At 54.4% G+C, this 24,914-nt stretch carries 32 protein-coding genes; 20 read left to right on the top strand and 12 right to left on the bottom strand.

From position 1 onward, the window contains the following. Positions 1-5: 5 nt before the first annotated feature. Genes FPV09_RS08545 through FPV09_RS08505 form a run of 9 tightly spaced genes read right to left on the bottom strand, consistent with a single transcriptional unit; the run spans position 6 to position 4,375 of the window. On the bottom strand, positions 6-353 hold the full coding sequence (locus FPV09_RS08545) for a hypothetical protein (protein WP_058939001.1): 348 nt from the start codon (positions 351-353) through the stop codon (positions 6-8). A gap of 1 nt (position 354) precedes the next feature. Next, complete coding sequence (locus FPV09_RS08540; RefSeq protein ID WP_148883083.1) at positions 355-1,896, bottom strand: proton-conducting transporter transmembrane domain-containing protein; 1,542 nt, start codon at positions 1,894-1,896, stop codon at positions 355-357. After that, positions 1,893-2,252: an NADH-quinone oxidoreductase subunit K gene (locus FPV09_RS08535; protein WP_014013091.1), complete on the bottom strand. Its 360-nt coding sequence runs from the start codon at positions 2,250-2,252 to the stop codon at positions 1,893-1,895. Before FPV09_RS08535 ends, FPV09_RS08540 begins: the two co-directional genes overlap by 4 nt. After that, complete coding sequence (locus FPV09_RS08530) at positions 2,249-2,695, bottom strand: Na(+)/H(+) antiporter subunit B (protein ID WP_088181575.1); 447 nt, start codon at positions 2,693-2,695, stop codon at positions 2,249-2,251. The genes FPV09_RS08535 and FPV09_RS08530 overlap by 4 nt, the downstream gene beginning before the upstream one ends. Then, positions 2,685-2,987, bottom strand: a complete 303-nt coding sequence (gene mbhE, locus FPV09_RS08525; RefSeq protein ID WP_014013093.1) for a hydrogen gas-evolving membrane-bound hydrogenase subunit E — start codon at positions 2,985-2,987, stop codon at positions 2,685-2,687. The genes FPV09_RS08530 and mbhE overlap by 11 nt, the downstream gene beginning before the upstream one ends. Then, a complete protein-coding gene (locus FPV09_RS08520; protein ID WP_058938999.1) occupies positions 2,984-3,250 on the bottom strand; it encodes a DUF4040 domain-containing protein in 267 nt (88 codons plus the stop codon). Before FPV09_RS08520 ends, mbhE begins: the two co-directional genes overlap by 4 nt. Continuing rightward, positions 3,247-3,618 carry a monovalent cation/H(+) antiporter subunit G gene (gene mnhG / locus FPV09_RS08515; protein ID WP_058938998.1) on the bottom strand — a complete coding sequence of 124 codons (372 nt, stop codon included), beginning with the start codon at positions 3,616-3,618 and terminating at the stop codon, positions 3,247-3,249. The genes FPV09_RS08520 and mnhG overlap by 4 nt, the downstream gene beginning before the upstream one ends. Then, complete coding sequence (locus FPV09_RS08510) at positions 3,615-3,878, bottom strand: cation:proton antiporter (RefSeq protein ID WP_048056655.1); 264 nt, start codon at positions 3,876-3,878, stop codon at positions 3,615-3,617. The genes mnhG and FPV09_RS08510 overlap by 4 nt, the downstream gene beginning before the upstream one ends. Continuing rightward, a complete protein-coding gene (locus FPV09_RS08505) occupies positions 3,875-4,375 on the bottom strand; it encodes a monovalent cation/H+ antiporter subunit E (protein WP_148883082.1) in 501 nt (166 codons plus the stop codon). The genes FPV09_RS08510 and FPV09_RS08505 overlap by 4 nt, the downstream gene beginning before the upstream one ends. Before the next feature lie 385 nt (positions 4,376-4,760). Here FPV09_RS08505 and FPV09_RS08500 point away from each other — a divergent pair, with 385 nt between their 5' ends. The 6 genes from FPV09_RS08500 (at position 4,761) to FPV09_RS08475 (ending at position 8,146) form a co-directional block, all read left to right on the top strand. Further along, complete coding sequence (locus tag FPV09_RS08500) at positions 4,761-4,973, top strand: TRAM domain-containing protein (RefSeq protein WP_014013099.1); 213 nt, start codon at positions 4,761-4,763, stop codon at positions 4,971-4,973. Positions 4,974-5,053: 80 nt separating this feature from the next. Continuing rightward, positions 5,054-5,353, top strand: a complete 300-nt coding sequence (locus FPV09_RS08495; protein WP_148883081.1) for a hypothetical protein — start codon at positions 5,054-5,056, stop codon at positions 5,351-5,353. A gap of 52 nt (positions 5,354-5,405) precedes the next feature. After that, the gene (locus FPV09_RS08490; RefSeq protein ID WP_148883080.1) at positions 5,406-6,683 is read left to right on the top strand and encodes a tRNA (N(6)-L-threonylcarbamoyladenosine(37)-C(2))-methylthiotransferase; all 1,278 of its coding nucleotides are present in this window, start codon (positions 5,406-5,408) and stop codon (positions 6,681-6,683) included. A 172-nt stretch (positions 6,684-6,855) separates the two neighbouring features. After that, complete coding sequence (locus tag FPV09_RS08485; protein ID WP_148883079.1) at positions 6,856-7,278, top strand: hypothetical protein; 423 nt, start codon at positions 6,856-6,858, stop codon at positions 7,276-7,278. A 92-nt stretch (positions 7,279-7,370) separates the two neighbouring features. Then, the gene (locus tag FPV09_RS08480; RefSeq protein ID WP_148883078.1) at positions 7,371-7,562 is read left to right on the top strand and encodes a hypothetical protein; all 192 of its coding nucleotides are present in this window, start codon (positions 7,371-7,373) and stop codon (positions 7,560-7,562) included. Positions 7,563-7,573: 11 nt separating this feature from the next. Continuing rightward, the gene (locus FPV09_RS08475; RefSeq protein ID WP_148883077.1) at positions 7,574-8,146 is read left to right on the top strand and encodes a signal peptidase I; all 573 of its coding nucleotides are present in this window, start codon (positions 7,574-7,576) and stop codon (positions 8,144-8,146) included. Here the strand turns inward: FPV09_RS08475 and FPV09_RS08470 are convergent. Continuing rightward, the gene (locus tag FPV09_RS08470; protein ID WP_148883076.1) at positions 8,143-8,499 is read right to left on the bottom strand and encodes a cupin domain-containing protein; all 357 of its coding nucleotides are present in this window, start codon (positions 8,497-8,499) and stop codon (positions 8,143-8,145) included. The two genes, FPV09_RS08475 and FPV09_RS08470, sit on opposite strands and share 4 nt — an antisense overlap. 108 nt (positions 8,500-8,607) lie before the next feature. Here FPV09_RS08470 and FPV09_RS08465 point away from each other — a divergent pair, with 108 nt between their 5' ends. The 13 genes from FPV09_RS08465 (at position 8,608) to FPV09_RS08405 (ending at position 23,624) form a co-directional block, all read left to right on the top strand. Continuing rightward, positions 8,608-10,227: a metallophosphoesterase family protein gene (locus tag FPV09_RS08465; RefSeq protein ID WP_148883787.1), complete on the top strand. Its 1,620-nt coding sequence runs from the start codon at positions 8,608-8,610 to the stop codon at positions 10,225-10,227. 148 nt (positions 10,228-10,375) lie between these two features. Beyond that, on the top strand, positions 10,376-11,545 hold the full coding sequence (locus tag FPV09_RS08460) for an inorganic phosphate transporter (RefSeq protein ID WP_394343845.1): 1,170 nt from the start codon (positions 10,376-10,378) through the stop codon (positions 11,543-11,545). A 4-nt stretch (positions 11,546-11,549) separates the two neighbouring features. Next, complete coding sequence (locus FPV09_RS08455) at positions 11,550-12,224, top strand: TIGR00153 family protein (RefSeq protein WP_148883074.1); 675 nt, start codon at positions 11,550-11,552, stop codon at positions 12,222-12,224. A 44-nt stretch (positions 12,225-12,268) separates the two neighbouring features. Further along, on the top strand, positions 12,269-13,066 hold the full coding sequence (locus FPV09_RS08450; protein WP_148883786.1) for an ABC transporter permease: 798 nt from the start codon (positions 12,269-12,271) through the stop codon (positions 13,064-13,066). Positions 13,067-13,075: 9 nt separating this feature from the next. Next, on the top strand, positions 13,076-14,053 hold the full coding sequence (locus FPV09_RS08445; protein ID WP_148883073.1) for an ABC transporter ATP-binding protein: 978 nt from the start codon (positions 13,076-13,078) through the stop codon (positions 14,051-14,053). A gap of 92 nt (positions 14,054-14,145) precedes the next feature. Continuing rightward, on the top strand, positions 14,146-15,606 hold the full coding sequence (locus FPV09_RS08440) for a radical SAM/SPASM domain-containing protein (RefSeq protein ID WP_148883072.1): 1,461 nt from the start codon (positions 14,146-14,148) through the stop codon (positions 15,604-15,606). Positions 15,607-15,782: 176 nt separating this feature from the next. Then, the gene (locus tag FPV09_RS08435) at positions 15,783-16,799 is read left to right on the top strand and encodes an ABC transporter permease subunit (protein WP_210411122.1); all 1,017 of its coding nucleotides are present in this window, start codon (positions 15,783-15,785) and stop codon (positions 16,797-16,799) included. A 3-nt stretch (positions 16,800-16,802) separates the two neighbouring features. Beyond that, on the top strand, positions 16,803-17,984 hold the full coding sequence (locus FPV09_RS08430) for an ABC transporter permease (RefSeq protein ID WP_148883070.1): 1,182 nt from the start codon (positions 16,803-16,805) through the stop codon (positions 17,982-17,984). A gap of 25 nt (positions 17,985-18,009) precedes the next feature. Then, positions 18,010-19,530 carry an ABC transporter permease subunit gene (locus tag FPV09_RS08425; protein ID WP_246112257.1) on the top strand — a complete coding sequence of 507 codons (1,521 nt, stop codon included), beginning with the start codon at positions 18,010-18,012 and terminating at the stop codon, positions 19,528-19,530. 1 nt (position 19,531) lies between these two features. Beyond that, complete coding sequence (locus FPV09_RS08420; RefSeq protein WP_148883068.1) at positions 19,532-20,452, top strand: ABC transporter permease; 921 nt, start codon at positions 19,532-19,534, stop codon at positions 20,450-20,452. Positions 20,453-20,457: 5 nt separating this feature from the next. After that, the gene (locus tag FPV09_RS08415; protein ID WP_148883785.1) at positions 20,458-21,375 is read left to right on the top strand and encodes an ABC transporter ATP-binding protein; all 918 of its coding nucleotides are present in this window, start codon (positions 20,458-20,460) and stop codon (positions 21,373-21,375) included. Positions 21,376-21,406: 31 nt separating this feature from the next. Beyond that, entirely contained in the window at positions 21,407-22,405 is a 999-nt protein-coding gene (locus tag FPV09_RS08410; RefSeq protein WP_148883067.1) for an ABC transporter permease subunit, read from the top strand. Then, entirely contained in the window at positions 22,395-23,624 is a 1,230-nt protein-coding gene (locus tag FPV09_RS08405) for an ABC transporter permease (RefSeq protein WP_148883066.1), read from the top strand. Before FPV09_RS08410 ends, FPV09_RS08405 begins: the two co-directional genes overlap by 11 nt. Positions 23,625-23,654: 30 nt before the next feature. On the opposite strand, the gene FPV09_RS08400 is transcribed toward FPV09_RS08405, so the two are convergent. Continuing rightward, a complete protein-coding gene (locus FPV09_RS08400) occupies positions 23,655-23,882 on the bottom strand; it encodes an Lrp/AsnC family transcriptional regulator (protein WP_014013114.1) in 228 nt (75 codons plus the stop codon). Positions 23,883-23,934: 52 nt separating this feature from the next. Between FPV09_RS08400 and FPV09_RS08395 the strand changes: the two genes are divergently transcribed. Next, positions 23,935-24,582: a hypothetical protein gene (locus FPV09_RS08395; RefSeq protein ID WP_058938976.1), complete on the top strand. Its 648-nt coding sequence runs from the start codon at positions 23,935-23,937 to the stop codon at positions 24,580-24,582. Here the strand turns inward: FPV09_RS08395 and FPV09_RS08390 are convergent. Further along, complete coding sequence (locus FPV09_RS08390; protein WP_058938975.1) at positions 24,550-24,876, bottom strand: hypothetical protein; 327 nt, start codon at positions 24,874-24,876, stop codon at positions 24,550-24,552. The two genes, FPV09_RS08395 and FPV09_RS08390, sit on opposite strands and share 33 nt — an antisense overlap. Positions 24,877-24,914: the final 38 nt, after the last annotated feature.

Here is a 24,914-nt window from a genome sequence, read left to right as displayed (position 1 = left end):
CCTCCTCATCCCCACACTATCAGCGCTCCCACAATTATCGCGGTCGTGACGAGCAGGTAGCTGATGTAGTCGCTCAGCAGTCCGGTGTGCTCCCTGCGGAAGATGAGGAACATCCTGTGAATTCCTCTTATGAGGCCCCACATGACGTGTCTTCCGGTGACGTAGCCCTGGAAGTGCTCGAACTGCGGAATAATCTCGTCCTGGTCCTCACCGCTGAGGAATATCTTCGTTCCATCGCCGGTTCTCCTCGTCCCCGTGCTGGAGCGCTCGGCCCACTTGTAGAGCACGTACGAGATGAGCAGGCCTATGGCAAAGACGTAAACGAAGTAGAGTGCATCCCAGTAGCCAAACATTTCACGCACCCCCCAGCACCGCCGAAACGTAAGCCCCTATGTTCTCCAGAGTCTTTGCCGCCGGAAGCATGACCTTGTTGCTGATGGCCCATGGGAAGAGTCCCATGACGATTATTGCCACCACCAGTATGAGCATCGGCACGAGCATGGCCTTTCCTGGCTCCTCCGCGTTCATGACCCTCTCGCTCGGCCTTCCGAAGAATGTGAAGAGCACCCTGATGTAGGCGGCGGTACAGAAGGCTGTGCCTATGACGGCTATTGCCGCGAGGAACGGGTTGAAGAGCGCCGAGCTCTCGTAGATGAGCCACTTGCTCGCGAAGCCGTTGAGCGGCGGAAGGCCAATTATCGCGGCCGCACCGACCAGGAAGGCGAAGCTCGTGACCGGCATCTTCCTGGCTATTCCGCTCAGCTCGTTGAGGTTCTTGGTTCCGAGCTGGTGTATGACCGCTCCCGCGACGAGGAACAGGAGGGCCTTCATTATCGCGTGGTTCACGGTGTGGTATATCGCACCCGCCAGAGCGACCTGGCCGACGTCGCTTCCATACGCGGCAAGGCCAATTCCGATTCCTAGGAGGATGTAGCCGATCTGGCCGACGCTGGAGAAGGCGAAGAGCCTCTTCATGTCGGTCTGTATCACCGCCATCGCGTTTCCGACTATGAGGGTCACGCAGGCGAAGAATATGATTATCCAGCCGACCGTTCTGGTGCTGATTCCGGCGCTGAAGACGCTGAAGGCGAGCCTCGCCAGGGCGTAGGTACCGCCTATCTTGATGACGAGACCCGAGAGCATGGCGCTGATCGAGCTCGGAGCGGCCGGGTGTGCGTCTGCGAGCCACATGTGCACCGGAACGGCACCGCTCTTGAAGAGCAGTCCGCCCGCGAGGAGGCCGAGGGCCACCTTGGCGGTGAAGGTTGGGTTCTCGGCTATCATCCTGGCCAGATATGCCATCGTCAGCGTTCCGTACTGGCCGTAGAGGAGCACTATGCCGAGGAGGATGAACGAGCTGGCCAGCGAGCCGACGAACATGTACTTTATGCCCGCCTCGATGCCCTCCCAGGTGTCGTTCCTGAAGGCGACGAGGGCGTAGCTCGCTATGCTCATTATCTCCAGGAAGACGTAGAAGTTGAACAGGTCGCCGGTTATGGCTATGCCGAGCATGCCGACCTCGAGGACGAGGACTAGGGCATAGTACTTCTCAAGCCCCGTATCGTGCCTCATGTACTCGCTGGAGTAGAGCACGGCCACGAAGGCTATGAAGGTCACCATCAGGGCGAAGAGCGCGCTGAGGAGGTCCACCTCCCAGACTATCCTTATCGGGAATGGAACGCCGTTTCCAAGGGGGCTCTTCGCTCCAAGGGTGTAGACGAGTATCTCGCCGCTCTTCCAGACTTCTTTGAACAGTCCGGCCGCGACGCCGAGGGTGACGCCCGTGATGAGTATCGCCCACAGCTCCCTGGCCTTCCTTCCCGCGAGGCCCACTATGGGCAGTGCGAATGCTCCAAGGAGCGGGACTATGATGAGGTATGGGATCAGCCCGTTCATCCTCTCAACCTCCTGAGCTTGTTAACGTCGAGGCTTCCGTAGTGCCTGTAGGCGTTTATAGTGAGGGCCATCGCCAGCGAGAGAACGCAGACTCCGATGACTATGCTGGTGAGCGTGAGCGCCTGCGGAATCGGGGCGACCATGGCGCTCTTTACGGTCTCGTAGCCCGTGTAGATTGGCGCGGTTGGTATCTGGCCTGCCTCTATGCGGTATCCGAAGCTTATGAGGAGCAGGTGTATGCCGGCATCTATGATGTTGAGGGCCAGTATGAGCTTGATGAGGTTCCTCTTGTAGAGGAGGGCGTAGATTCCCATGGCTATTAGCAGGAACGCCGTGATGAACTGGAACGGTATCATTCGTTCCACCTCCTGAATGCCGCTATGGCAACCATCGCGCTGACCAGTCCCGCGAAGACCTTCAGTCCCACGGCGAGGTTCATTACCGGCAGGTATCCGGCAGAGAGCAGCGTTCCCGGCTGGCCGTTGAAGACCGGCCCGTTGTGCCACAGCGTGTTGTAGAAGAACGCAACTCCCAGGCCGAGCATCGCCGCTCCGAGGAATACCAGGCCGCCGAGACCCTCTAGGGCCGAGTAGAGGTGGTGGTTGTAGCGCCTCTTCATCTCGCCCAGCCCGAAGGCTATGAGGAACAGTATCCCGGCTCCCGCTATGGTCGCTCCACCCTGGAAGCCGCCTCCCGGCGTAAGGTGACCGTGTGAGACCACGTAGGCACCGAAGATTCCTATGAGCGGAATGGTGGCCCTCGCGGTGGTCTTAACAATTAGTCCCATGTCACTCTTCATCCTCATCCCTCCTCCAGGGCCTGAGAAGTGCAACCGCTCCGGCTATAGCAGTGAAGAGAACCGTCGCCTCTCCGAGGGTATCGTAGCCACGGTAGTCGAAGACTATGTCGGTGACTATGTTGGTTCCACCCACCTCTTGCACGCCGTGGTCTATGTAGTACTGGTCGGTGTAGCGGTAGGCCTTCCAGTCCTCACCGCCGAGGCCGAACTTTATTCCGGTTGAAGGGCTCGCAACGACGAGCAGCACTCCGAGGAGGAACAGCAGTGCGAGAGCTCCGAAAGTCCTCTTCATGGTCCCTCACGCTCCCATCTCTCCGTTTTGGCGATTCCATACACGACTATGGCCGTAACGACGCCGGCTCCGACCGCGGCCTCGGCTATCGCCACATCCGGCGCGTGGAGCATGTAGAACTCAAGGCTGAGGAGCAGGCTCATGGCCGCCGAAGCGATGGCCGCACTGAGCAGGTCGCGCATGGTTATCGTGATGTAGGCCGCTACCAGCACGCCGAGGAGTATTCCGAACTGTATGACCATGTCCATCGAAAGAGCGTTCATTCGGCACCACCCCTGAGCTTGTCCTCGTACGCGTCAATGACGGCTTTGGCTGGCTTATAGCCGCTCAGATGGGCCGCCTTGGCTATCGCGTGCGCTCCGGTCGGGTTTGTGAGGAGCAGGGCGATTAGGGCAACGAGGCTGTGAAGCGCCATCTGGAGGTACTTGGGGTCGCCGGTGAGGTGGAGCTGGTAGGCAGCGTGAACTACCACCGCCAGAACCGCGAATATCGTCCCGAAGGTGGTGCACTTGGTCGCTCCGTGGAGCCTTGTGTAGACGTCCGGGAACCTGTGGAGCGAGAAGCTGCCCAGCAGGTTGAAGACTATGTTTATCGTGAGGAATGCGTAGATGACGTAGGTGACCGCACTCATTCCAATCCCCCCTGGAGGTATTTGGCTATGGCCAGGGTTCCCACGTAGCTCAGAAGGGCGTAAACGATGGCGATATCGATGTATATCGTCCTGTCGTAGGCCGCTCCGAGGAGAACCATTCCGGCAACGATCAGCGTGTTAAGGGTGTCTACTCCGACCACTCTATCCGGCACGCTCGGTCCGAAGAACACCCTGAGCAGAGCCAGGAATGCTCCAATCATGACTATGACCGCGGCATAGAAGAACTCCGGTGCTATCATCTTCCCAGCCTCCTCGCCCATTTTTCAAATGAACCCGCTATGACCTCGGAGCTCTCCGGCTCCTTCTCGGTCACGTTTATCCAGTGGACGTAGAGGGCCTTCTCCTCGGGGCATGCGTCCACGGTGAGCGTTCCGGGGGTGAGGGTTATTGAGTTGCTGAGGATTGTGTACTGAGCGTCGTTTTCGAGCTCAACCGGAACGCGAACGATTCCGGGCTTTATCCTGCCGGTTATGACGCGGTAGGCAACGTCGAGGTTGGCCTTGACCATACCCCAGAAGAGCGGGCCGATGGAGTAAACCACAAAGCCAGCCCACTTCGCCGGGTTGAGGAACCTCGCGGCCTTCTCACCTATGATGTCCTTCGTCGTGAAGGCGATTATCCCCGAGAACACCACTCCCGCGACGAGCTCTTCGGGGCTCCACAGCATACCCTTGCTGCCCGCTGTCAGCACAAGCCAGAGCACGAATGACCAAATGAATACAGGAATGAAACCCATTGTGCGTCCCCCCACTTTTGGTTTACAACCTTATCTCGGCTTCATTTTCCCGGATTTCCGCTTAACATAGAAAAAATTCTCTTAAAAGGGTTTTTTGAAGCTTAGAATTGAAAACAAAGGTACTTAACCCTTTGTTGTTAACCAAAGGTTAATTACCTGCCTGCTGACATCGGCGCCGAAACCCTCCACGGTTAAGGGTTGAAAGCGCGGGATTTCTGGAAAATAATGCATCAGTGTCCTCATGTGGCTCGAAACAGCATTTTGGTGACTTTGAGGACCTAAAATCCACCCAAAGCTTTATATACCCTTGACGATGAGTTCTCAATGGGACTCTTCTCGGAGTCTTTCGAGGGAGCCCTGAAAGTTGAAAGAGTTGGTGTTAGATATGTATGGAGATGGATTTGGCGGTGGCTACGAAGCCCCTGTTAAGGTTGGAGAAAGGTATAGAGTTAGGATCGAAAGCCTTGGAAAGGGTGGCGATGGTATCGCCAAGATAAAGGGCTTCGTTATCTTCGTCCCGAACACCCAGGTCGGCGACGAGGTTGAGATCGTCATTAACTCAGTCAAGAGGAAGTTCGCTTTTGGCGAAGTCATCTGATTCTTTTTTCCTCTTATTCTTACCTGCCCCTTTTGCGAGACGTTTTTAATGGATTGACCCAAGGATTTCCCGGTGGTTCCATGGACGAGGACTCCATAATGATCGGAGTTGTAGTTGTGTTCCTGGTTCTTCTCTCGCCGATACTGCTCTACTGGACTGTGGCTTTTCTCGACACCTCTGGCATCGACCGCCACCTGCCGGGCACGCTCTTCATAGCGGTTTCGGCCCTCGTCCCGGTTCTCATAGTTTCCCTCCTTTCCTTTCTGGTCATGAGGCACTACAACAAGCCCCCCGGCTGGATACGGAAGAAACTGGCCTTTGTGGCCCTTTTTCTCTTCGCTGCCCTCTTCATGCTCCTCAGTATTATGGGTGCGGTTTAATCCCCATTTTTGAACCGCACCCTTTTTAAACCCCTTTCCAGAGCGCCCACCGATGGTTAGGGTTCACGTCGAGACCTACGGGTGCACGAGAAACAAGGCAGATGCCGAGATGATGGAGGGCCTTCTGGTTAGCGCGGGCTATGAGTTGGCGGAGACCCCTGAAACTGCCGACTACGTTGTGGTCAACACCTGCGCGGTCAAAGACCCAACCGAAAAGCACATGCGCGAGAGAATAAAGGAGCTCCTTGACGCCGGCAAGAGGGTAATCGTCACCGGCTGCCTCCCCCACGTCAACCCGGATGCCATAGATTCACGCGTTTCCGGAATACTCGGCGTTAAGAGCATAGATAGGATAGCCGAGGCGATAAGCGTAGCGGAGCGCGGTGAAAAGCTGGTGAGCGTCGAGGGCTGGCGTGAGAAGAGCATAGACAAGCTCGAGCTCCCGCGCCTCTGGAAGAGTGGCGTCGCCTTCGTCGTCCCGATAAGTGAGGGCTGTCTCAACGCCTGCACCTACTGTGCCACGCGCTTCGCCAGGGGAGTTCTGAAGAGCTACAAACCGGAGCTCGTCGTCAGGTGGGTCAAGGAGGCCCTCGCCAGGGGATACAAGGAGATACAGCTGTCGAGCGAGGACACCGGCTGCTACGGCTTCGACATCGGGACGAACCTGGCGGAGCTCCTAGACGAGATAACGGCCATCGAGGGCGACTTCAGGGTCAGGGTTGGAATGATGAACCCGAACCACGTTCTCAAGTTCCTCGACGAGCTCGTTGATGCCTACACCGATGAGAAGATCTACCGCTTCCTCCACCTGCCCGTCCAGAGCGGCGACGATGAGGTTCTGAGGCGGATGGGCAGAACGTACACTGCGGAACAGTTCGAGGAGATAGTTCGAACATTTCGTAAGAAGGTTCGTGATTTGAACCTCAATACGGACATTATAGTGGGCTTTCCCGGGGAGACTGATGAGGCTTTCGAGAACACCGTTGAGCTAATCAAGCGCGTCCGGCCGGACAAGATAAACGTTTCTCGCTACTCGCCGAGACCTGGCACGATCGCGGCGAAATGGAAGCAGCTTCCGGGATGGCGGGTCAAGGAACGCTCAAGGGCCCTTCACAGGCTTAGGCTCCAGATAGCCCACGAAATAAACAGGGCGTATCTTGGCAGGACGGTGGAGGTTCTCGTCCATGGGGCCGGGGAGAAGGGCGGCGTTGAGGCCAGGACTTTCAACTACAAGGACATAATCCTTGATTCTGGTGAGCCCGGCGAATTCCTGCAGGTTCAGGTTGAGTGGGCTGGTTCAACTTACCTGAAGGGCACTCCCCTCCGCTGAGGTATCTTTCTTGTGGAGTATTCAACGGTTGTTGGGAGATACCTAACCGGACACTGGTTTTGTTGTAGAACTTACAACGTCAAAGGGTGAACCAATCCGGTTGGATTTAGAAAACTATTTATACTATCGTTCAATCATAAAGTATAGCTCTCCATCTTGGGGGTGAATCAGAATGAGGAGAAGTAATAAGAAGAGGTTAATTCCACTGACACTCGCCCTTGTGCTGGCCATGGTTGGTGCGGCTCTGGCTGTTCCGACTATAAATGTGCACTTTCAGGAGCTTGACGCCGGAAATGGTGGCATGCCGCAGACTGTTCACCATGCCTACATCGACTGGACCCTTAGCAATGATGCCCAGTACGTCACATCTGCAACCATAACCCTCACCGACAACCAAGGCACCAAGGTTGGTACTGGGAGTGACACTGTTTACCTCATAATTGATGGCCAAAAGTACCTCGCCACGTACAGTGGGAGTACTGGGGTGTATACTGTGGACTTCACCAATAACGGCCTGAATAATGGGATATCCCTCGACAATAACAATCTAAATACAGTTACCGTCGTGTTCCAGGGCCAGACAGTTTCCCCGTGAAATCTGAATTGATCCCTGCCTTTTCTTATTCTTTGCTAGTCTCGCCCTCAAACAGCACCGGCAGGGTGGGGAAGGTCTCCAGTGGAACTGTTATGGGCCGCCGTGTCGTTGAAACCAGCAACCGCTTCAGGGACAGGGAAATTTCCATCGGCTTCGGCCAGGCCAACGCAGACATTTTCGGCACCGTCAATCTTTTAGCCTACGTCGACTGGGTTTATATAGTGAGGTACGCCAACTATAGGGCTGGAATAGTGAGGATGGGTGCCGAATGCGGCTTTAATTAGGCGGTGGTTTAATGGTGAAGCGTCGTATCGACGTCCTTTCAATCATCTCGTACCTCCTCCTGTTCTTCGTGGTCCTAGTCATGGCTCTCCACTTCGTCTTTGGCTTCCAGTACGTCGTTATCCTGACCGACTCGATGGAGCCTCACATCAATCCCAACGACCTCGTCATAACAATGCCCTCTTCGCCAGATGGGCTCCACGTTGGGGACGTTATCCTCTACCGCGTGACCCTCGGCAACTCGACCTACATGATAACCCACCGCATCGTTGGCATGAAGGCCGATCCAGAAATGCGGATGTACTATATCACCAAAGGGGACAACAGGAACTACACAGACCCCTGGCGGGTCTATTACTCCCAAGTGGTTGGCAGGGTTGTTCTGGTGATTCCAAGAGTCGGTGTGGTCTGGTACTACACTCCGCTGATAGTTTTCGGGATTTTTCTGTTCATAATCGCCTCTCTGGCATACGACCTGGCGTGGCTCCTGCTCGAGGAGGAACCCCTACGTTCAAAATCCAGAAAGGCAGACCTCGTCGCTCTGAGAAGGAAGAAAATAAAGGCCTACTATCACAGACGCCGCTAGGCCCACTCATCCTCAGGAATGGCCTCCTTCTTGGCGGGGATTATGCAGAGAAACTCCAGCGTTTCTCCGGTCGCCTTGTAGCCGTGGGTCTCGTTGGGCGGAACGTAGAGGAAGTCTCCCTCCCTGACGTGGAACTCTTCCTTTCCGTTCGTTATGATTCCCTCTCCCCTCACGATGAATATCTCGTGCTCCCAGTCGTGGTGGTGGAGCGGTATCTCCGCGCCCTTCTTGAGGACGAAGTAGCGCATCGCATAGTTCTTTGCTCCGAGCTTTGGAGAAACGAGCCACCTTATCGTCACTCCCTCAAAACCGGTGTCCTTCTCGGGGACCTCGATGTAGTGTCCGACGAACATGGTACCACCGAAATACTTTCGGCCTGGGGCTATTTAAATCTGCCGAGTTCGTGATGCCAATCAAAAGTGCTTTAAGCTCCCGTTCCAATTTTCCGGAAGGTGAACGCAATGAAGAAAGCCGTTTTTGGAATTCTCCTGGTTTTCATCGTGCTGGCGTCGGGATGCATAAGCCAGAGTACTCCAACGGAGACTTCCACCACAGCTACCTCGTCCTCCGGTGGAATAGACTTCGGGAGCTACGAGAAGGGACAGGTTCTGGCCCAGTGGAGCAGCCTTGCCGACGCTTCCAAGGTTTACGTCAGCGAGGGCTACGAGGACCTCGCGAAGCACTACTTCCCGAACGCGCAGATACTCCCCGCGAGCCAGTACGATGGGGGGGTTGCAATACTGTCCCCTGCCGATGCCAGAGAACTGCTCAGAGGAAAACCGATACTAATAACGGTCAACGACTACTTTGGTTACATAGTCTACAAGTTCGGCGTCAAGTTCGTTGGAAAAGACAAGGGCGTTTTTGCGGCCTTCAATAAGGATGGAAAGGCGTACTTCGTCTTCACCGGTACCAGCAAGGCTGGCGCTGGCGCGGCCATTGAATACGCTATAAACCTCAGGAACGGGGCATCCCTTAGAACGGACGATGTTCTGAGGAGCGGCGAGTTTGAGGGAATTCTCCTCAAGGTCATAGGGGACAACAACTGGAACGGAATTCCAGACGACGGTGAACACTGGTACCTTAGCTCTTTCAGGAGCAGGGAGCCGTTCATATACTACTGGCGCATCGTTGACGGGGAGAACATCACCGTAAAGGGAGGCTTTATCAGGCTCGTCAACGGCTCCACGGTTTACATCCGTGCCCTCGGCTTCAACGTCAGCGTGGAGGTTAAAGACGGAACCGGGGCTGCACTTACCTACGTTATCGAGAACACCAACCCCTCGGTGCTGAACCTGCCCGAGGGAGCCGAGACCGGCGATACGTGGGTTAAGATAACAACCTCCGAGCCTTCCTTCAGTGTCGTTCCAAAAGACATCGGAGACTACACGGTTTTTGCCTTCGGTGACCACAGGCCGGACGGCGGCACGGAGGTTCCGAAGGCTTTCCTGCAGCTGAGGGACAGGATGAACGAGAATAACGCCGTTTTCGTGATAGACGGTGGAGACCTAGTCTATTCGGGCAAGGTTGACGAATGGGGCGAGCTGATGAAGGAGTGGAAGTGGAGCAAGCCGATTTTCATAGCGGTCGGAAACCACGAGTATCGCGGGGAGGGCATAAACGTCTACCACCAGCTCTTCGGCCCAACGGACTATTCCTTCGTCCTCGGGGATTACTACTACATCTTCATGAACAATATCGAAAACGACTACGGGCTGAGCGACGAGCAGTGGAGCTGGCTTCAGAACGAGCTTGAGAGGGCTAAGGCCATGGGCAGGAGGCCGGTGATAGTGATGCACGCTCCGCCCGTGGATCCGAGGCCGAACGGCGACCACGGCATGAACCCCACCGACGGGAAGAAGTTGCTGGAAGTGATGGGGGAGTACAACGCCTTTGGAATCTTCAGCCACATCCACATGTTCTGGAACGGAACCATCGAGGGAGTCCACTACATAGTAACCGGCGCGGGAGGCGCTCCTCTCTACGCAAAGCCGGACGAGGGGGGCTTTTATCACTACGTCAAGCTTGGAATGATGACCGATGGCAGCATAAGTATCGAACCTATCAAGGTTGAGTCCTAACCTTTCTCTTTATTCTATTTGGACCTATATAGTTCATGGTAGCTAGCTATATTCTACTGCGACAAGGTATTTATATGCCGCCCTCGAGTCCCTCCCGGTGGTGAGTGTGGACGTATGGTTGCTGATAACCGTGGTGCTAGGATTTTCGATGGCCTGGGCGATAGGTGCCAACGACGCCGCAAACTCCATGAGCACTGCCGTCGGCGCCAAGGCGATAACCCCAAAGCAGGCGGTTATAATAGCTGGCCTCCTTGAGTTCACAGGCGCGTACTTCTTCGGAAAGAGCGTCACCGAAACGATAAGGAAGGGCATCCTCGACCCGACGATGATAACCGACCCGATGGTCCTCGTGTATGGCTCCGTTGCGGCCCTTCTCGCGGCCACGATATGGCTAATAGTGGCCACCAAGTTCGGCCTGCCGGTCTCGACCACCCACTCTATCATAGGAGGTATAGCGGGCTACGGAATAGTCTACGCCGGCACCGCGATAGTCAACTGGGGCAAGATGGGTCAGGTCGTCCTCAGCTGGATTCTCTCACCGATAATCGGCGCCATAATGGCCTACTTCATCTTCAAGGCCTTCACGAAGAGCATCTTCGAGAGAAAGGACCCCGTCAGGAGCGCCAGGATATGGTCCCCGTTCTGGATCGGGCTGGCGTTCGTCGTCATTGGAACCATGTTCTACATCAAGGTTCTCCACGGGAAGGACCTCAAGACGGGAGTTTTAATGTACGGCGTCCCGCTGGGCATAATCGTGTTCGCGGTAACGTACCTCCTGATAAAGCTCCGCTTCCCGAGCAGCGACCCCTTCATCGGCGTTGAAGCGATATTCCGGAAGGCGCAGGTCTTAACCTCCGGCTACGTGGCTTTGGCCCACGGCGCCAACGACGTCGCCAACGCGATAGGTCCGGTCGCGGCCGTCTACGCGGTAGCCACGATGGGTCTCGGCGGCATGCAGGTTCCCGTCCCTAAGTGGATACTCGCGATGGGCGGTCTCGGAATAGCAATTGGTGTCGCCACCTACGGTTACAGGGTCATGGAAACGGTCGGCAAGAAGATAACCGAGCTTACCAACACCCGCGGCTTCACCATCGACTTTTCAGCGGCAACCGTTGTTCTCGCTGCCAGCTGGCTTGGACTGCCCATCTCGACGACCCACACGGTGGTCGGCGCGGTCATAGGAATAGGCCTCGCAAGGGGAGTAAAGGCAATAAACAAGGACATCGTTAGGGATATAATAATCTCCTGGTTTGTTACCGTTCCGGTCGCGGGTCTGATAAGCGCGGCCATATTCAAGCTCCTGATGATCGTGGGGTGATATCATGCAGGTGTGGACGAAGCTCTTCGCGAAGAGCCCCTTCAAGCCCCTCATAAAGCACGCGGATGTCGTGCTCAACACCGTTGAAACGCTCGAGAAGGCGCTTCAGGCATGGTACGCGTGCGACTACGAGGGTATGAGAGAGTTTGCCATCGAGGTTGACCGCCTTGAGGACGTTGCGGACAGGATAAAGGAGGAGATAAGGGATTCCCTCAGCTCGAAGCTCATGATGGCAGTCGCTAGGGAGGACGTTATAATATACCTCCACATGCAGGACAAGGTGGCGGATGCCGCTGAAGACACTGCGAAGTGGCTGCTCGTCAAGAAGCCCGACTGCGTCCCGACGGAGGCCAAGGATATAATTCTCGAGATGGGTATGGAGAGCATCAAGGCTGCAAAGCTCGTCCACGAGGCCATAGTCCAGATGGACCGCGTTATAGAGAGCGGTTTCACCGAGGGCGAGATAGAGAGGGAGTACGAGATAATCAGGCAGATAGAGAGTGTTGAGAACAAGATAGACGGCCTCGATACGAAGCTCATGCAGCTCGTCTTCGAGAACGCCGACTCGATGAGCTGGGGCGACGGCTTCTACATCCTCAACATCGCCAGAACGCTCAGCAACATCTCGGACAAGGCAAAAGACGCCGCCGAGAGGATAAGGCTCATGATGAACAAGTGAGCCGATATTCTTTTAAACCTCCCTTCTAACTTTTTTCGGTGGGAATGAAGGACGGTGTTAGAATAGTCCGCGAGTTCTTCAACATTCAGAGGGAGGTCTTTTTCAGCTACCGCTGGGACGTGGTCAGCTATCTGATAGGCCTTCTAATCCAGGTTGCGGTGATGGGGATATTCGCCAGCCTGGTAACGATAGACGCCAACATCGAGCAGTACGGGACCGACTCCTTCCTCCAGTTCTTTCTGATAGGCTTCATCGTGCACAACATAATATTCCTTCCGCGGGGCAGCCTTTCCAAGCTCCTGATTGGGCGGAGCTTCCCTATGCTCTACGCCTCCCCCGCCGGAATGGTGGCGATCTTCGTGGGAATAAACGCCTGGAACGTCGTCTGGAGCCTTATGATAATGGGCCTGATAACGGCAGTCTTCGTTCTCTTCTACGGTCTGGTCATACACATCAACCTCGGTGCTTTGCTTGTTATCCTCGCGGGCTTCACCCTCACCTTCGCCCTTGAACTTTTCTCCGCCGGCTTTCGGGCGGCGACCAAGGCCAGGCAGGACCCGATAAACTGGTTCCTCAACCTCACCTCCCAGCTCGTGAGCGGTCTCTACTTCCCGCCCGACGCGCTCCCCTGGTGGCTCCAGCCTATTTCCAAGATACACCCCGAGAGGTACATTCTTGAGATGGCCAGGCTGACGATGGGTGGGGGCTATTCAGTGTCCCAGATCTGGCCCAGCTTCGTGAACCTTGCCCTGACCACGGGCGTCATGCTCCTGGTTGGAATCGCGATGTTTCGGTGGGGCGTTGGAAAGGCAATGCAGCTGGGCACCCTCGGGCACGTGTGAGGTGGTCAGATGATAGAAGCCGAGCATCTCACCAAGTACTATCCACCCCCTTTCAGGGGCTTTTTCGATCTGGGTAGCCTTCGTGATTTTCTCGGAAAGCCCAGGGAGGAGATTCCGGCCCTCATAGACCTGAGCTTCCGGGTGAGGGAGGGGGAGATATTCGGCCTCCTCGGCCCCAACGGCGCGGGAAAGACAACCCTCTGTAAAATCGCCAACGGCCTCCTCGAGCCGAGTTCTGGAAAACTGCTCATCGACGGCCACGACAGCTTTAAGGAGCACGGCAAAGTGGCGGGCAAGATGTTCACCGTTTTCACCGGCGAGAGGGACATGTGGGGCATATTCCAGTGGCGTCTGAGCGTTCAACGAAACCTCCAGTTCATCGCGAGGCTGTGGAAGGTCCCGGAGGGTGAGATAGGGGAGCGCATAGAGTACGCGCTCAAGCTGCTGAACCTGTGGGAGAAGAGGGACGAGTGGTACCAGAAGCTCTCGGCCGGAATGAAGCAGAAGGTTTACATCGCCTCCGCCCTGGTGGTGAGGCCGAAGTACCTCATACTCGACGAGCCGACGGTTTTTCTTGATGTCCTCACCAAGAATGAGATACATAATGCCATTTTAAGCCTTACTAAGGACTTTGGAACAACGGTCATCCTTACTACTCATGACCTTCAAGAGGCCGAAAAGCTCAGTGACAGGGTTCTGCTCTTCAACAAGAGGCCTATTCTGGAGGGAAAGCCTGAGAATATAGGCAGGAAGCTGGAGGTGGACTTCGACAGGAAGGTTCTCCTCGTGGTTGAGGGCTCCGCTCCGTGCCCTGGAGGCTACCTCGCCAGGTGCATCAGGAAGGGTAATTTCACCCACGTAACGGCCTACCTCAAGTCCACCGAGGTCAATGAGTTTCTCTCCAGGTTCCCCTCCGGGAAAGTATTGAGCGCGAGGGTTGAGAACCTGTCACTGGAGGACGTGTTCATGATTCTGTTTGGCAGTTGAATTCTATCGTTGGTATCTAGTTTATAACTGAGTTTTATCCAATCTTTCGAAAATTTTATAAATTTTAGTGGTGCTTATTATTCGGTGGTGTAATGAAAATCAGTAACACTACACCCAAGCCTGAGTTATATAATTTCGAAGTGGGTGGCAAGTACTTTGTTCTACATTCGTCCACGGGAACCCTCTTTGAGGTCGATAAGAAAACCTACGACTTCTGCAGGTTTGTGGCAGAACTGGGCTGGAGTGATGCCAGAGAGCGTTTTGTAATGGAGTACTCCGAATCTGACTGGGATTCTTTGATAAATGAGATTAAATCCGATGAGAGCCTGCGCCGGGTGTTCTTTGAAGCTAAACCCCCCGTAAAACCCTATCTTGGAATTATGAAATCTAAGATCTCCTCCCTCTCCCTTAACGTCATGGAGGACTGCAACTTTGCGTGCGTTTACTGTTACGGTGATGGTGGAACGTATCATACTCCCAACACCAGAATGAGTCCTGAAGTTGGTAAAAAGGCCATTGATCTGCTAATGAGGGAGGGAAAGAAGGTCGTTAACCTTCAGTTCTTCGGTGGCGAACCTTTGTTGAACTTTCCGCTGATTCGGGAGCTGGTTCACTACGCCAAAGGGAAGGCTGAGGAATACGGCAAAACCGTTACCTTCAGCATAACCACCAACGGCTACCTCATCACAGATAAGGTCATTGACTTTTTCCTCGAGAACAACTTCACGGTAACTTTGAGCTTTGATGGTCCCAGGGAGGTTCAGAACTATAATAGGCCATTGAGGGGGGGATTCCCCACGTTTGATGTTGTGGCCAAGAACGCTCGAAAGATGCTTGAGCGCGGCGTTAAGGTTAGCGTCCGCGCGACGATTCTGCCCGAACAGATCGGCAGGTACTATGAGATTTACCGGTTCTTCGTTGATTTTGGATTTAGGAGCGTTCATCTTGAGCCCGCCACCACCAGCACACCGCTAACCAAGGAGCATGCCAAACTCATTGAGTCTGCCCTGGAAAAGATAGCGAAGGACGAGCTTGAACACTACAAAGAGAAGGGAATCGTTTACACGAAGCTCCGTGAGATGGTTCACATGATTTACTCTGGCACCTACCGCCATTATCCCTGTGGCGTTGCCAGGAGCTACTTTGGAGTTTCGGCGGACGGGAAGATGTATCCCTGCCACAGGTTCGTTGGAATGGGAGAATTCGTGGTTGGTCACGTTGATGATTTCAGGTGGGAGAACGAGTTCATTCAGAAGATTCTGCGCCATACCGTAGATAGGAGGCCCAACTGTTCGAACTGCCCGATAAGGGCCTACTGTGGCGGTGGTTGTATCTACAACAACCACTACTACAACGGCGATATATTCCTCCCCGACGAGTTCCACTGCTCTTACATGTTTGCTCTTGTGAAGTGGGGTTCTTGGCTCTACTCGAATCTTGACGAGGATTGGTTGAATAAGGTCTTCTCACGCTCACCCCAATCTGGGGTGAGGGCCGAGGAAACCAATGAGGCCAAAACCCAAAAACCAAAGGAGGTGATGGAAAGTGTTTAAGAAGTTGAACGCCGAGGACAACCCGGTGGAGCCTAATTGGAACTGCTATATTGACACCTGCTTGATTGAAAGCTGTGGAACAGTGAGGGATATTGATTGCGAGTTGCGTGATATAATTTGAGTCTTTGAGCCTCCTTTTGATTTTTATAACCCAATTTTTTGTTGGGGGTGGTGAATTGCACAACTCGTTGGGGCTGTTTAGGGTTGCGGTGAGATTTACATTGGTGCTTGTGCTAGTCGCTTTTCTAGTGGGAACCGGTGTTAAAGCGGGACTTGAACAGCAGGCAAGGAACGAGCTTCTTGATTATCCCGATTACCTTGAACTCTATGAAAACGCCACCCGGCTAGGCATGGAGCCGGGTGATTACTACTTGAAGTATATAGCACCCAAAAAGCACCCCGAACTTGTAACCCCGACGGTTGTCGTGGGATTCGATGCACTGATATCCTCGTTAGCTCCTCCAAAAGATGAAATGTGGAGAAAGATTGAACATAGACATTTTGCTATATCAAGGAGGGAAGCCTTTCTGCGTACGTTCATTTTTCTTCTTGTCTCAGAGATTGTTTTAGTCCTTCTCTCGGTGGTGGTTGCTTTTTGGGCATTGAGAAGCCAGAGGGTAGCAGGCATTTTGAGTATCTTCTCCCGGGTAATTTCGGGTATCCCTGTTTGGTGGTTGGGGGTTGTTTTCATACTTCTTGTCATATACTCAGCACTTCCCGATGATATTCTTATCTCTCCCGGCCCCGGTGCGGGACTTTTGACTATTCTAAAGGCCATGATACTTCCAGTCCTTACAGTTGTCCTTATGTCTTTTTGGCGTCTTGCTGTGGAGTTCTATATGTTGCTAAGGCGAGAAATCCTTAGTCCCTACGTCAGCTACAAACGGGCTGTGGGACTTTCTGAAAACCGGATTTTGGTGTCTGTCTTTAAAGCGATCTCGGTACCCGCCCTCTCCGTATGGTTTTCCCACTTAATTGAGGTTGAGGGTATGGTCATTGTTGTTGATTACCTCTTCCGATTAGGGGGACTGGGTCAGATGATAGCTTCGAGCTTTTCGGGCGCCATGGCTGAAACTTTCTATTTTATTCCAAGTCTCTTTGCCTTTCCTCTTCTGGTGTTTATAGTGCTGAACCTTATCATTTCGATATCTATCGAGTTCATTAAACCTAAACTTGACCCAAGGGTGGGGTAAGATATGAGGGCAAACAGAAGGGGAGTTCTTATGATTGCGGTCTTTATTGCGTTCTTAGTGGGTGCACATTGCTCAGTTTCTTCATCAGATATGGAGCATTGGGACGACCGGCTCTACTGGAAGGATTACCCAAAAAACGCCCTTCCTGTATGGCATCCGAGTGCAGATATGGGGGTGCTCAGATTAGATGGGCAGGGAGAATTTGTGGTGTCTGTGGAAGCATTACCCACTAACTTGGTGCTTTCAAAAGCTACGCTTGTTATAACCCGTCCTGATGGTCGTTCAATCAGGCTTTCAGGAAATGGAAGTGTTAATTCCAATACTACCCTGGTTGCTGGGGCTAGGGCCTTTGCCAGAGAGCTGGGACTCGATGAGACAGCACTCATTCTCTATCAACCAACCCAGCTCCTCTTTCTTTCTGAAAACGGGACTCTTCTAAAAGGGGATTACATTTTTCGGATGGAGGTGGGGAGGGCTATACTATTCGGCAACGCGTACGGTCTGCTCGGCACTGATGGATACGGCAGAGATCTTTGGGTTGGTTTTGTAAAGTCCACGTGGGGTACTATTGTACTAACAGTCTTTACTGTGTCGTTCGTGATTCTCATTGGGCTACCATTTGGTGTAATCTCTGGCTATCACAGGAACGTTTTGGGTGATGCGGTGACGGTTATAGTGGATGCTTTTAACTCAATTCCAGCAATTCCCCTTGTACTGGTCATAATATATGCCGTTTCCCGTGTTGGTGCGTACACAAAACTTGTGGTCCCGGACTGGCTCACCGGGATTATTGTATCTATGTTCTTTTTCAGCCAGTACTCCAACTCTATACGTGGCATAGTGGAAAATGAAAAGGTAAAGGAATACATAGCAGCTAGTAAAAGCATAGGTGCTTCGGACATTTATGTGGTATTCAGGCATATCCTCCCTATTGTGCTTAGTTACACAGTCCCCTATGTCACCATGCTTTTCCCAAGGGTTATGGCTTTTATCTCAGTACTGGGGTTGTTCAACATAATTCCAGGTAATAATTGGGGATCCTATATCGCAGAGGCCCTCAAGCAAGGTGCGTTGATGGGGCGTTACTGGTGGTGGGTGATGGCTCCAGTGGCAGTTATTGCTTTCTTAGCAGTTGCGGTTTCGAATCTATTTGAGTATGTTGAAACTTCTGGAGTTCAACTATGATTGCTCTTTAGCGGGGGTTACCAAAGTGAAGGTTAAGCTCGCTATAATCTCGCTCTTTCCAGCTTTAGCAGTCGAGATAGACGTTTTCAGATTTACCACCCACTACCCGGATATTCCGACCGAGGAGCTTGCCCATCTTGTCACCGCCGACCTGCTCGCCAAGTGGCTCCCCGGTTTTCTCAAGTTCCTCCTGGTTCCCCTAATCTTAATCCTGCTCCTCTCGCGTTTCGGCTCGGACTTCGAGCGGGGCAACGTGGTATTACTCCTCTCAAAGCCCCTCACGAGGAGGCGCTACTTCCTCGGCTGGGTCCTTGAGGGATTGAAGCTTGCCCTGGTTTCCGCCCTGGGGATGGCACTCTCGGGAGCGCTCGCGATGCTCGCCCACGGCTTTGAGGTCAAAGACTACCTCATCGGCTCCCTTGCCCTTTCGCTCTCGCTCGTTGGAGCCCTCGGCATCGCCCTGCTCCTAATCCCCCTCGCGACTTCCCGGGACTCGGGGGTTTTCTTCGGGCTTGGAGCATTCGTCGCGCTCCTGCTCCTCGGAAAGTTCGATTATTCCTTCATCCCGACGGCTTACCTTGAGAGGGCCGTTTCCATTGGAGAGGGCGTTTCCATCTCCCATGAAGCTATTGGGCAACTTTTGGCCCTTTCCGTTGGCCTGTCGCTCGTTGGGATGGAAGCCTTCAGGAGGAGGGAGTTGAGGGGTTCTGAGTCTATCGCTGTCCCTGGTTTTTCCTTCTCTCTCCGCGGGCTCTACGGCGTTTTCCTCGGGTTAAGCCTTCAGAGCAAGCGCTTCATAGCTTTCGTCGCCCTGGCCGTCCTAACGGCCTTCCTTAACCTGGACACGCTTGGGGACTATTACGCCAGCCGGGGAGTTCCCGGTCTTTTAAACGCCCTAATTTCGACACTGGGTGGTGTGTTCCTGCCCTTCGTAGTCCTCCCTCTCGGGGCGGTCTCGATAAGCTCGGCCGTTGAGAATGGTACTGTTAGAGTTCTCCTCAGCAAGCCTCTGAGAAGGAGGGACTTCTTCCTCGGGACGCTTCTGAGCGACATCTTTGCCGTCTTCATCGGAACTACTCTCTATTTGGCCATTCTCGTTGCCTACGCCCTCCACTTGGGTGCCCCTCTGAACAAAACCCTCGAACTTGGCCTTGTCTTTGGCTTTCTTCTCTTCCTCTCGCTCGTCCAGTATTTGGCGCTCGGTCACCTGCTTTCAGCCTTCATGAGGGACAGGAAGGCGCTTTTCATCTCACTGGTCCTGGCCTTCCTCCTGGGCTTCGCCGTTCCAATCGCCATCATCGCAGCTTCAAATTCGGCAGAGGGTTCCTTTGTTGATGCTCTGGCCAAAAACTCCCTTCCCGTGCCGAGCCCTTTCCTGCACTACATCGTGCTTGAAACGGCAGTCTCTCCGAAGAAGCGCCTTCCGCCAAAGTCCCTTTCGGAGATTCTAAGCTATCCCGGCAATCTGGCTATGCTGGTCATACCTACGGTTGTTTATCTTGCAATCTCGTGGCTCAGGTTTAAGAGAGCCGACCTGAGGTGGTAGAATGTGGGGGCTTGAGCTGGAGCTGAAGAAAAGTCTGAGGACGAAGAAGTTTTGGCTGATACTGGTGTTGATTTTGCTGATCTATGCCATGGCCTTTAGAGAAGTGAAGGACAACCTCGAAGGCGCCACAAATCCTGGGGAAGTGCTCGTCACGAGCGTCGTTGGTTACATAGCGGTCAGTGCGTTCCTCTTCATCGGTGTCTACTCCCTCATGGCCGGCGCGACGGCCGTAAATTCGGACCTTGAAGATGGGACGGTGAGGGTGGCCCTCAGCAAGCCATTGGGGAGGGTTTCATACCTGCTCGGCAAGTTCCTCGGCCAGGCGCTCAGCATAGTCGTGGCGATGGCCTTTGCCACCCTGCTCTCCTTCGCGGTAACGAAGTACTACGGCCTCTCCCTTACCACTTCCCTCGTTGGGGATCTGATTCTCTCGAACCTACTGATACTGTTCGCCATGCTCCAGCTCCTCGCCCTTGGCCTGCTGATTTCTACGTTCGTGCGCTCCTCCAACACCGCCCTGGGGCTGGCCCTGGTCCTGTTCTTCGTTACCGGTCTCGTCATGCCCCAGGTGGTGGACGGCTTTGCGGAGGACAAAGCCAAGGAAGAGTTCGGAATTAAGGGCTGGAATGACTTCGATAAGCTCTCGAAAGACGAGTTGAGGGCCTATCGCGAGCGCCTGAACGAGCTTTACAGAGAGTACCACCTCAGATACCTCTTCTACGCCCCCCAGGTGCTCATGCTCGACATATTCACTAACATAGACAGAACCACCTTCAACGACGACGGCACGTACACCGTCGAGTACCTTGGGGTTAGGCGAGCCATAGCCGACAATTCCGCCCAGACTGCCTTGATAGTTGGACTTATCCCCGTCTACCTCGGATTGGCCCTCTTCAGGTTCAGGAAGATGGATTTGAGGTGATGGTCATGCTTAGGGTTGAGAACCTTGTTAAGGTTTATAAGGACGTTAGGGCTTTGGACGGTCTTAACCTTGAGGTTAAGCCTGGTCAAGTTTATGGCTTCCTCGGTCCGAATGGAGCCGGGAAGAGCACGACAATCCTGAGCACCCTCGGCCTCATCTTCCCTCAGGATGGGAGAATTGAATTGTTTGGCGAGGAAGTCTTCAGGGACGGCAAGTTTGACGAGGGTAAGCTCGTCAAAGCCAAGGCGAGGATTGGTTACATGCCCGAGCATGCTACTTTGTGGGATTTTCTGACTCCCGAGCAGACTCTCGAGGTTATCGCTGACGCTTTCGGGATTCCGAGGGCTGAGAAGGAGAGGCGGATTAGCGAACTTCTCGACCTGGTTGGTTTGAAGGAAGCTCGGAGTAGGAAGGTCGGCAAGTTCTCCAAAGGAATGCGCCAGAGGCTTCTCCTTGCCCAGGCGCTCATCAATGACCCGGAGCTTCTCATCCTCGACGAGCCGATGACTGGTTTGGATCCGCGAGGAATAGCGGAGTTCAAGGAGATTATTAGAGAGCAGAGGAAGGCTGGAAAGACGGTGTTCTTCTCCAGCCACATTCTGGCCCATGTTGAAGAGGTTTGCGACACGGTTGGGGTGATTGTTAAGGGTAAACTCCGGTTGGAGGACAGCATTGAGAACATCAGGCGGGAGTTCCTGAGGAAGGCTGGTTATACCATCATCATTGAGACTAACAGGCCGGTGGATTGGGGTTCGGTGGAGTGGAGTGTGAGTCCGCTCGGTGGGAACAAGTACCGGGTGGTTTCGCCAGAGGACATAAGGGAGGAGCTTCATGACTTTGTAGCGAATCAGGGGGCGAAGATTCTGACAATGCAGGTGAAAGAACCCAGCCTGGAGGAAATATTCCTCAAACTCGTCGGGTAGCCTTTGTTTCAATTTTTCGCGAGGTGATCCCATGGGCCGAGCTATCTTCCGCGCGCTCCTCAACTACCTCCTCCTCATCCTGCTCGTGGCCGTTATATCCGGCATAGGGATAAAGGATTACAGCTTCTACCGTGCGGACATGGATTTCAGCCTGCTACCTTCGGCAGAGAGGGCCGTGATAGAGGCCAACGCGAGTTCCGTCGGAATGGACCCCTACGACTACTACATGCGTTTCGTGGCCCCGAGGGACTACCCCACCCTCGTAATGAACCCCCTCCATGCGGGGCTCTACACGCTCCACCACGCCCTCTTCAAGCCGGACTACGATTACCCGATACCCAGAAGGCTCATGGTGGCCAGAACGCTGGCGCTAATCCTCCTCTCTGAGGTCACGATAATCCTCATCGGCTTCCCCCTTGCAAAGCTCGCCCTCAAAAAAAGGCGCCTCCGCTCGGCCGTCCGCTTTCTCGCCAGGGTCTTCAACGGCCTCCCCGTCTGGGCGGTGGCGGCGCTCTTCTCGCTCCTCGTCATAATGAGCGCGCTCCCCAACTATCTGATAAACGGCCTCGGCACATCGACCTCCCTCACCAGGAACCTCGCCTACATGGCCTTCCCGTTGATTTCCATAGTTCTCGTCGCCCTCTGGGAGTTCGTCGAGGCCCTGGTAATACTCCTCCGAGACGAGTTCGGGAAGGAGTACGTGCGCGCCAAGAGGGCGATGGGACTGCCGGAGCGCAGGGTCGAGAGACACGTCCTCCGCGCGGTCATGCCGTCTTTCCTCGGCTTCCTCTTCCAGCACTTCGTCGAGGTCTCGACGCTCGCCCTCGTGGTCGATGCCTTCTTCGGCCTCTTCGGCCTCGGCAAGATGCTCCAGTGGGGCTTCCGCATATCGGGCGACCTCTACACCCTCGACCCGGACGTTTTCTTCTACCCCATAGCGGTCTTCATGGTGGTGAACTTCTTCGTCCTTCTGGCCGTTACGGTTCTGTCGGAACTCCTAGCTCCCGGAGGTGGCGGCGTTGAGGCTTGATCTCAAAGCAAAGGTCGGAATAGTGCTGATAATGCTGGTGATGCTCCTCGCGGTCGTTCCAATGCATCTCCTCGTGCCCCCTGAAAAGGCCGCCAACTGGAACTACCTGCCCTACTGGAACGACTATCCCAAGAACGCCCGGCCCATCTGGCTCCCTTCGGGCTTCAGAACCCTTGAATCGGTTGGAACGAATTTTTCAATGACCTTCGCGGTTGATGGCATCGTTCCGGGAAACGTGATGATCGAGGGTAACTCGACGGTCAGGCTCGTGATTCACCGCCCCGACGGCCTTTCCGTGGTTCTCGGTCCGGTGAAGGTGGACGGGAGGACGAGCATCAACTCCAACCCCACCCTCGCGACGGGGGCTTACGATTTTGCCGAGTCCCTCGGCTACGGCCCAGAGAGCAGGCCCCTCTTCACGCCCACCCAGCTTCTCTTCATGGGGTACGGCGGCGAGGTTCTGGAGGGAAGGTACACCCTTGAGGTCGAATCCTCCTCCCCCGTTGCCGTCACGGTCTTTGGCGATTCCTACGGTCTCCTCGGCACCGACTCCTACGGCCGCGACCTCTGGGTGGGTTTCGTCCTGGCCGGTAGAAGCACGTTACTCGTGTCGCTTGAGGTCTCTGTCCTTGTGATTATCATCGGCCTGCTCCTCGGTCTCTTCGCCGGCTACTATCGGAGCCGGCTGGCGATTCTTCTCGAGAGCCTGCTGAACTCCCTGGGGGCGCTCCCCGTCCTTCCCCTCGCGATGCTGATGATATTCTCATTCTCAACGACGGGCATAGCGATGACCAGGGAAATAAAAACGGAAACCCTGTCGCTGATACTTGCCCTCCTGCTCGCGGGCAAGTTCGGGAGTGCCGTGAGGGGCTTCGTCGTTCAGGAGAAGGTCAAGGAGCACGTTGCCGCGGCGAGGGCGCTCGGAGCGGGTGATCTCCACATCCTCAGGAGGCACATCCTAAAGCCGGTGATTCCCTACGCCCTGAGCCACTTCAGCCTCCTGTTCCCCAAGGTGGTCGCGCTCGTGGCGATACTCGGGTTTTTCAACATGATTCCAAGCGACAACTGGGGTTCGTTCATACTGGAGGGCCTCAACCAGAATGCCCTCTACGCGGGCAGATGGTGGTGGTTTTTAGCTCCTGTCGTCACGATGGTGCTTCTGAGCGTGGGCTTTGCCCTGCTCTGGGAGGATGAGACTTCAGAGGGGGTGCTGGCATAATGGAGAACGGAAGAACGAAGAACGAGAGAATCAGATGGCTATCATCGTCGAGGTCATCTGGATTTCGGTCATTTTCCTTATCTTCTCGGTTATGAACTGGTCAAGGTCCTTGAGCGTGTCGGTTTCGACCTTTACGACAAGGTCGTATTCGCCGTAGACCACGTAAGCCTCCTTAACCTCTGGCATGGCCAGAAGCTTCTCCATAACTTCCCTTTCCTTTCCAGCGGCCGTCACCATCAAAATAAAAGCCGTCACCATGGCTATCACCAAAAGTATTTTATCTTCGGAGTATTTAAGCTTATCGAGGCATATGTTCGACCACTTGATAAGCGAAGCTCAATTGGGGCGGTTTTACTCCCGCCTGAAATCGCTTGGATTCGAGAAAATTCGACCCTACGCCAAGGGAACCACGAGTCTCATCTTCTGCGCCCGGTTGGATGAAAAAAACGTCATAATAAAGCTCCAGCGGCCGGACTCCCCGAGGCAGAACTTCGCCAGGGAGGCCGAAATTATCCGCGCGGTGGAGCCATTCGGAATAACCCCCCCGCTCGTGGCTTACGGCGTCTTTGAGGGCCTTGAGTATCTTGTTCGGGAGTTCGCAGAGGGAGAGATAATCTTCCACGCGGACCTCGAAAAGCGACACATCTTTGAGATAGTTGAGAAAACTGCCCTGCTCGACAGGCTCGGTCTCGACCACGGCCAAATTCAGGGGGGAAAGCACGTAATAGTCGGCGAGAGGGTCTGGCTGATAGATTTCGAAAAGTCCGGCTGGAGGAAGCCGAAGAACCTCACCTCCGCGATGGCAATGGTGTTCCTGAACGACAACCACATCTCGCGCCGAGTTCGGAAGAAATTCGGGGTGGACCGGGCATTCCTGGGGGAGATGAGGGAGGAGGTACGAAACTATAAGAGAACCGGGAAGCTCTCAGGTCTTCTGGACCTTCTTTCTAGACTTTAGCCTGTCTGCGTAGAGGGCCAGGAGAGGTATCGCCACCGCCATCGCTATCAGGCCCATCCTTGGATCCCAGAAGTAGTCGAAGACCAGTATCACGGCTACGGCTATCGCCATCATCAGGAAGAGGTCCCTGTCGAAGAGCCTGGACTTTGCCAGGATGTTCTGCTGCCGGGTGACGTACGCGAGGTAGAGGGGTATCCCGACGGCGGCTATTGTCACCCCTGCGTAGGTTCTGAATGCCACGGAGATGAATATTCCCAGACCGAGTATGATTCCAACCCCTTGCTCCTCCCTCATGCTTCCACCTGACCCCCCGCTATCGGTGATGACCTTTT

It is taken from the genome of Thermococcus aciditolerans, assembly GCF_008152015.1.
Classification (GTDB): Archaea; Methanobacteriota_B; Thermococci; order Thermococcales; family Thermococcaceae; genus Thermococcus; species Thermococcus celericrescens.
This window is presented reverse-complemented; position numbering and strand designations above follow the sequence as displayed.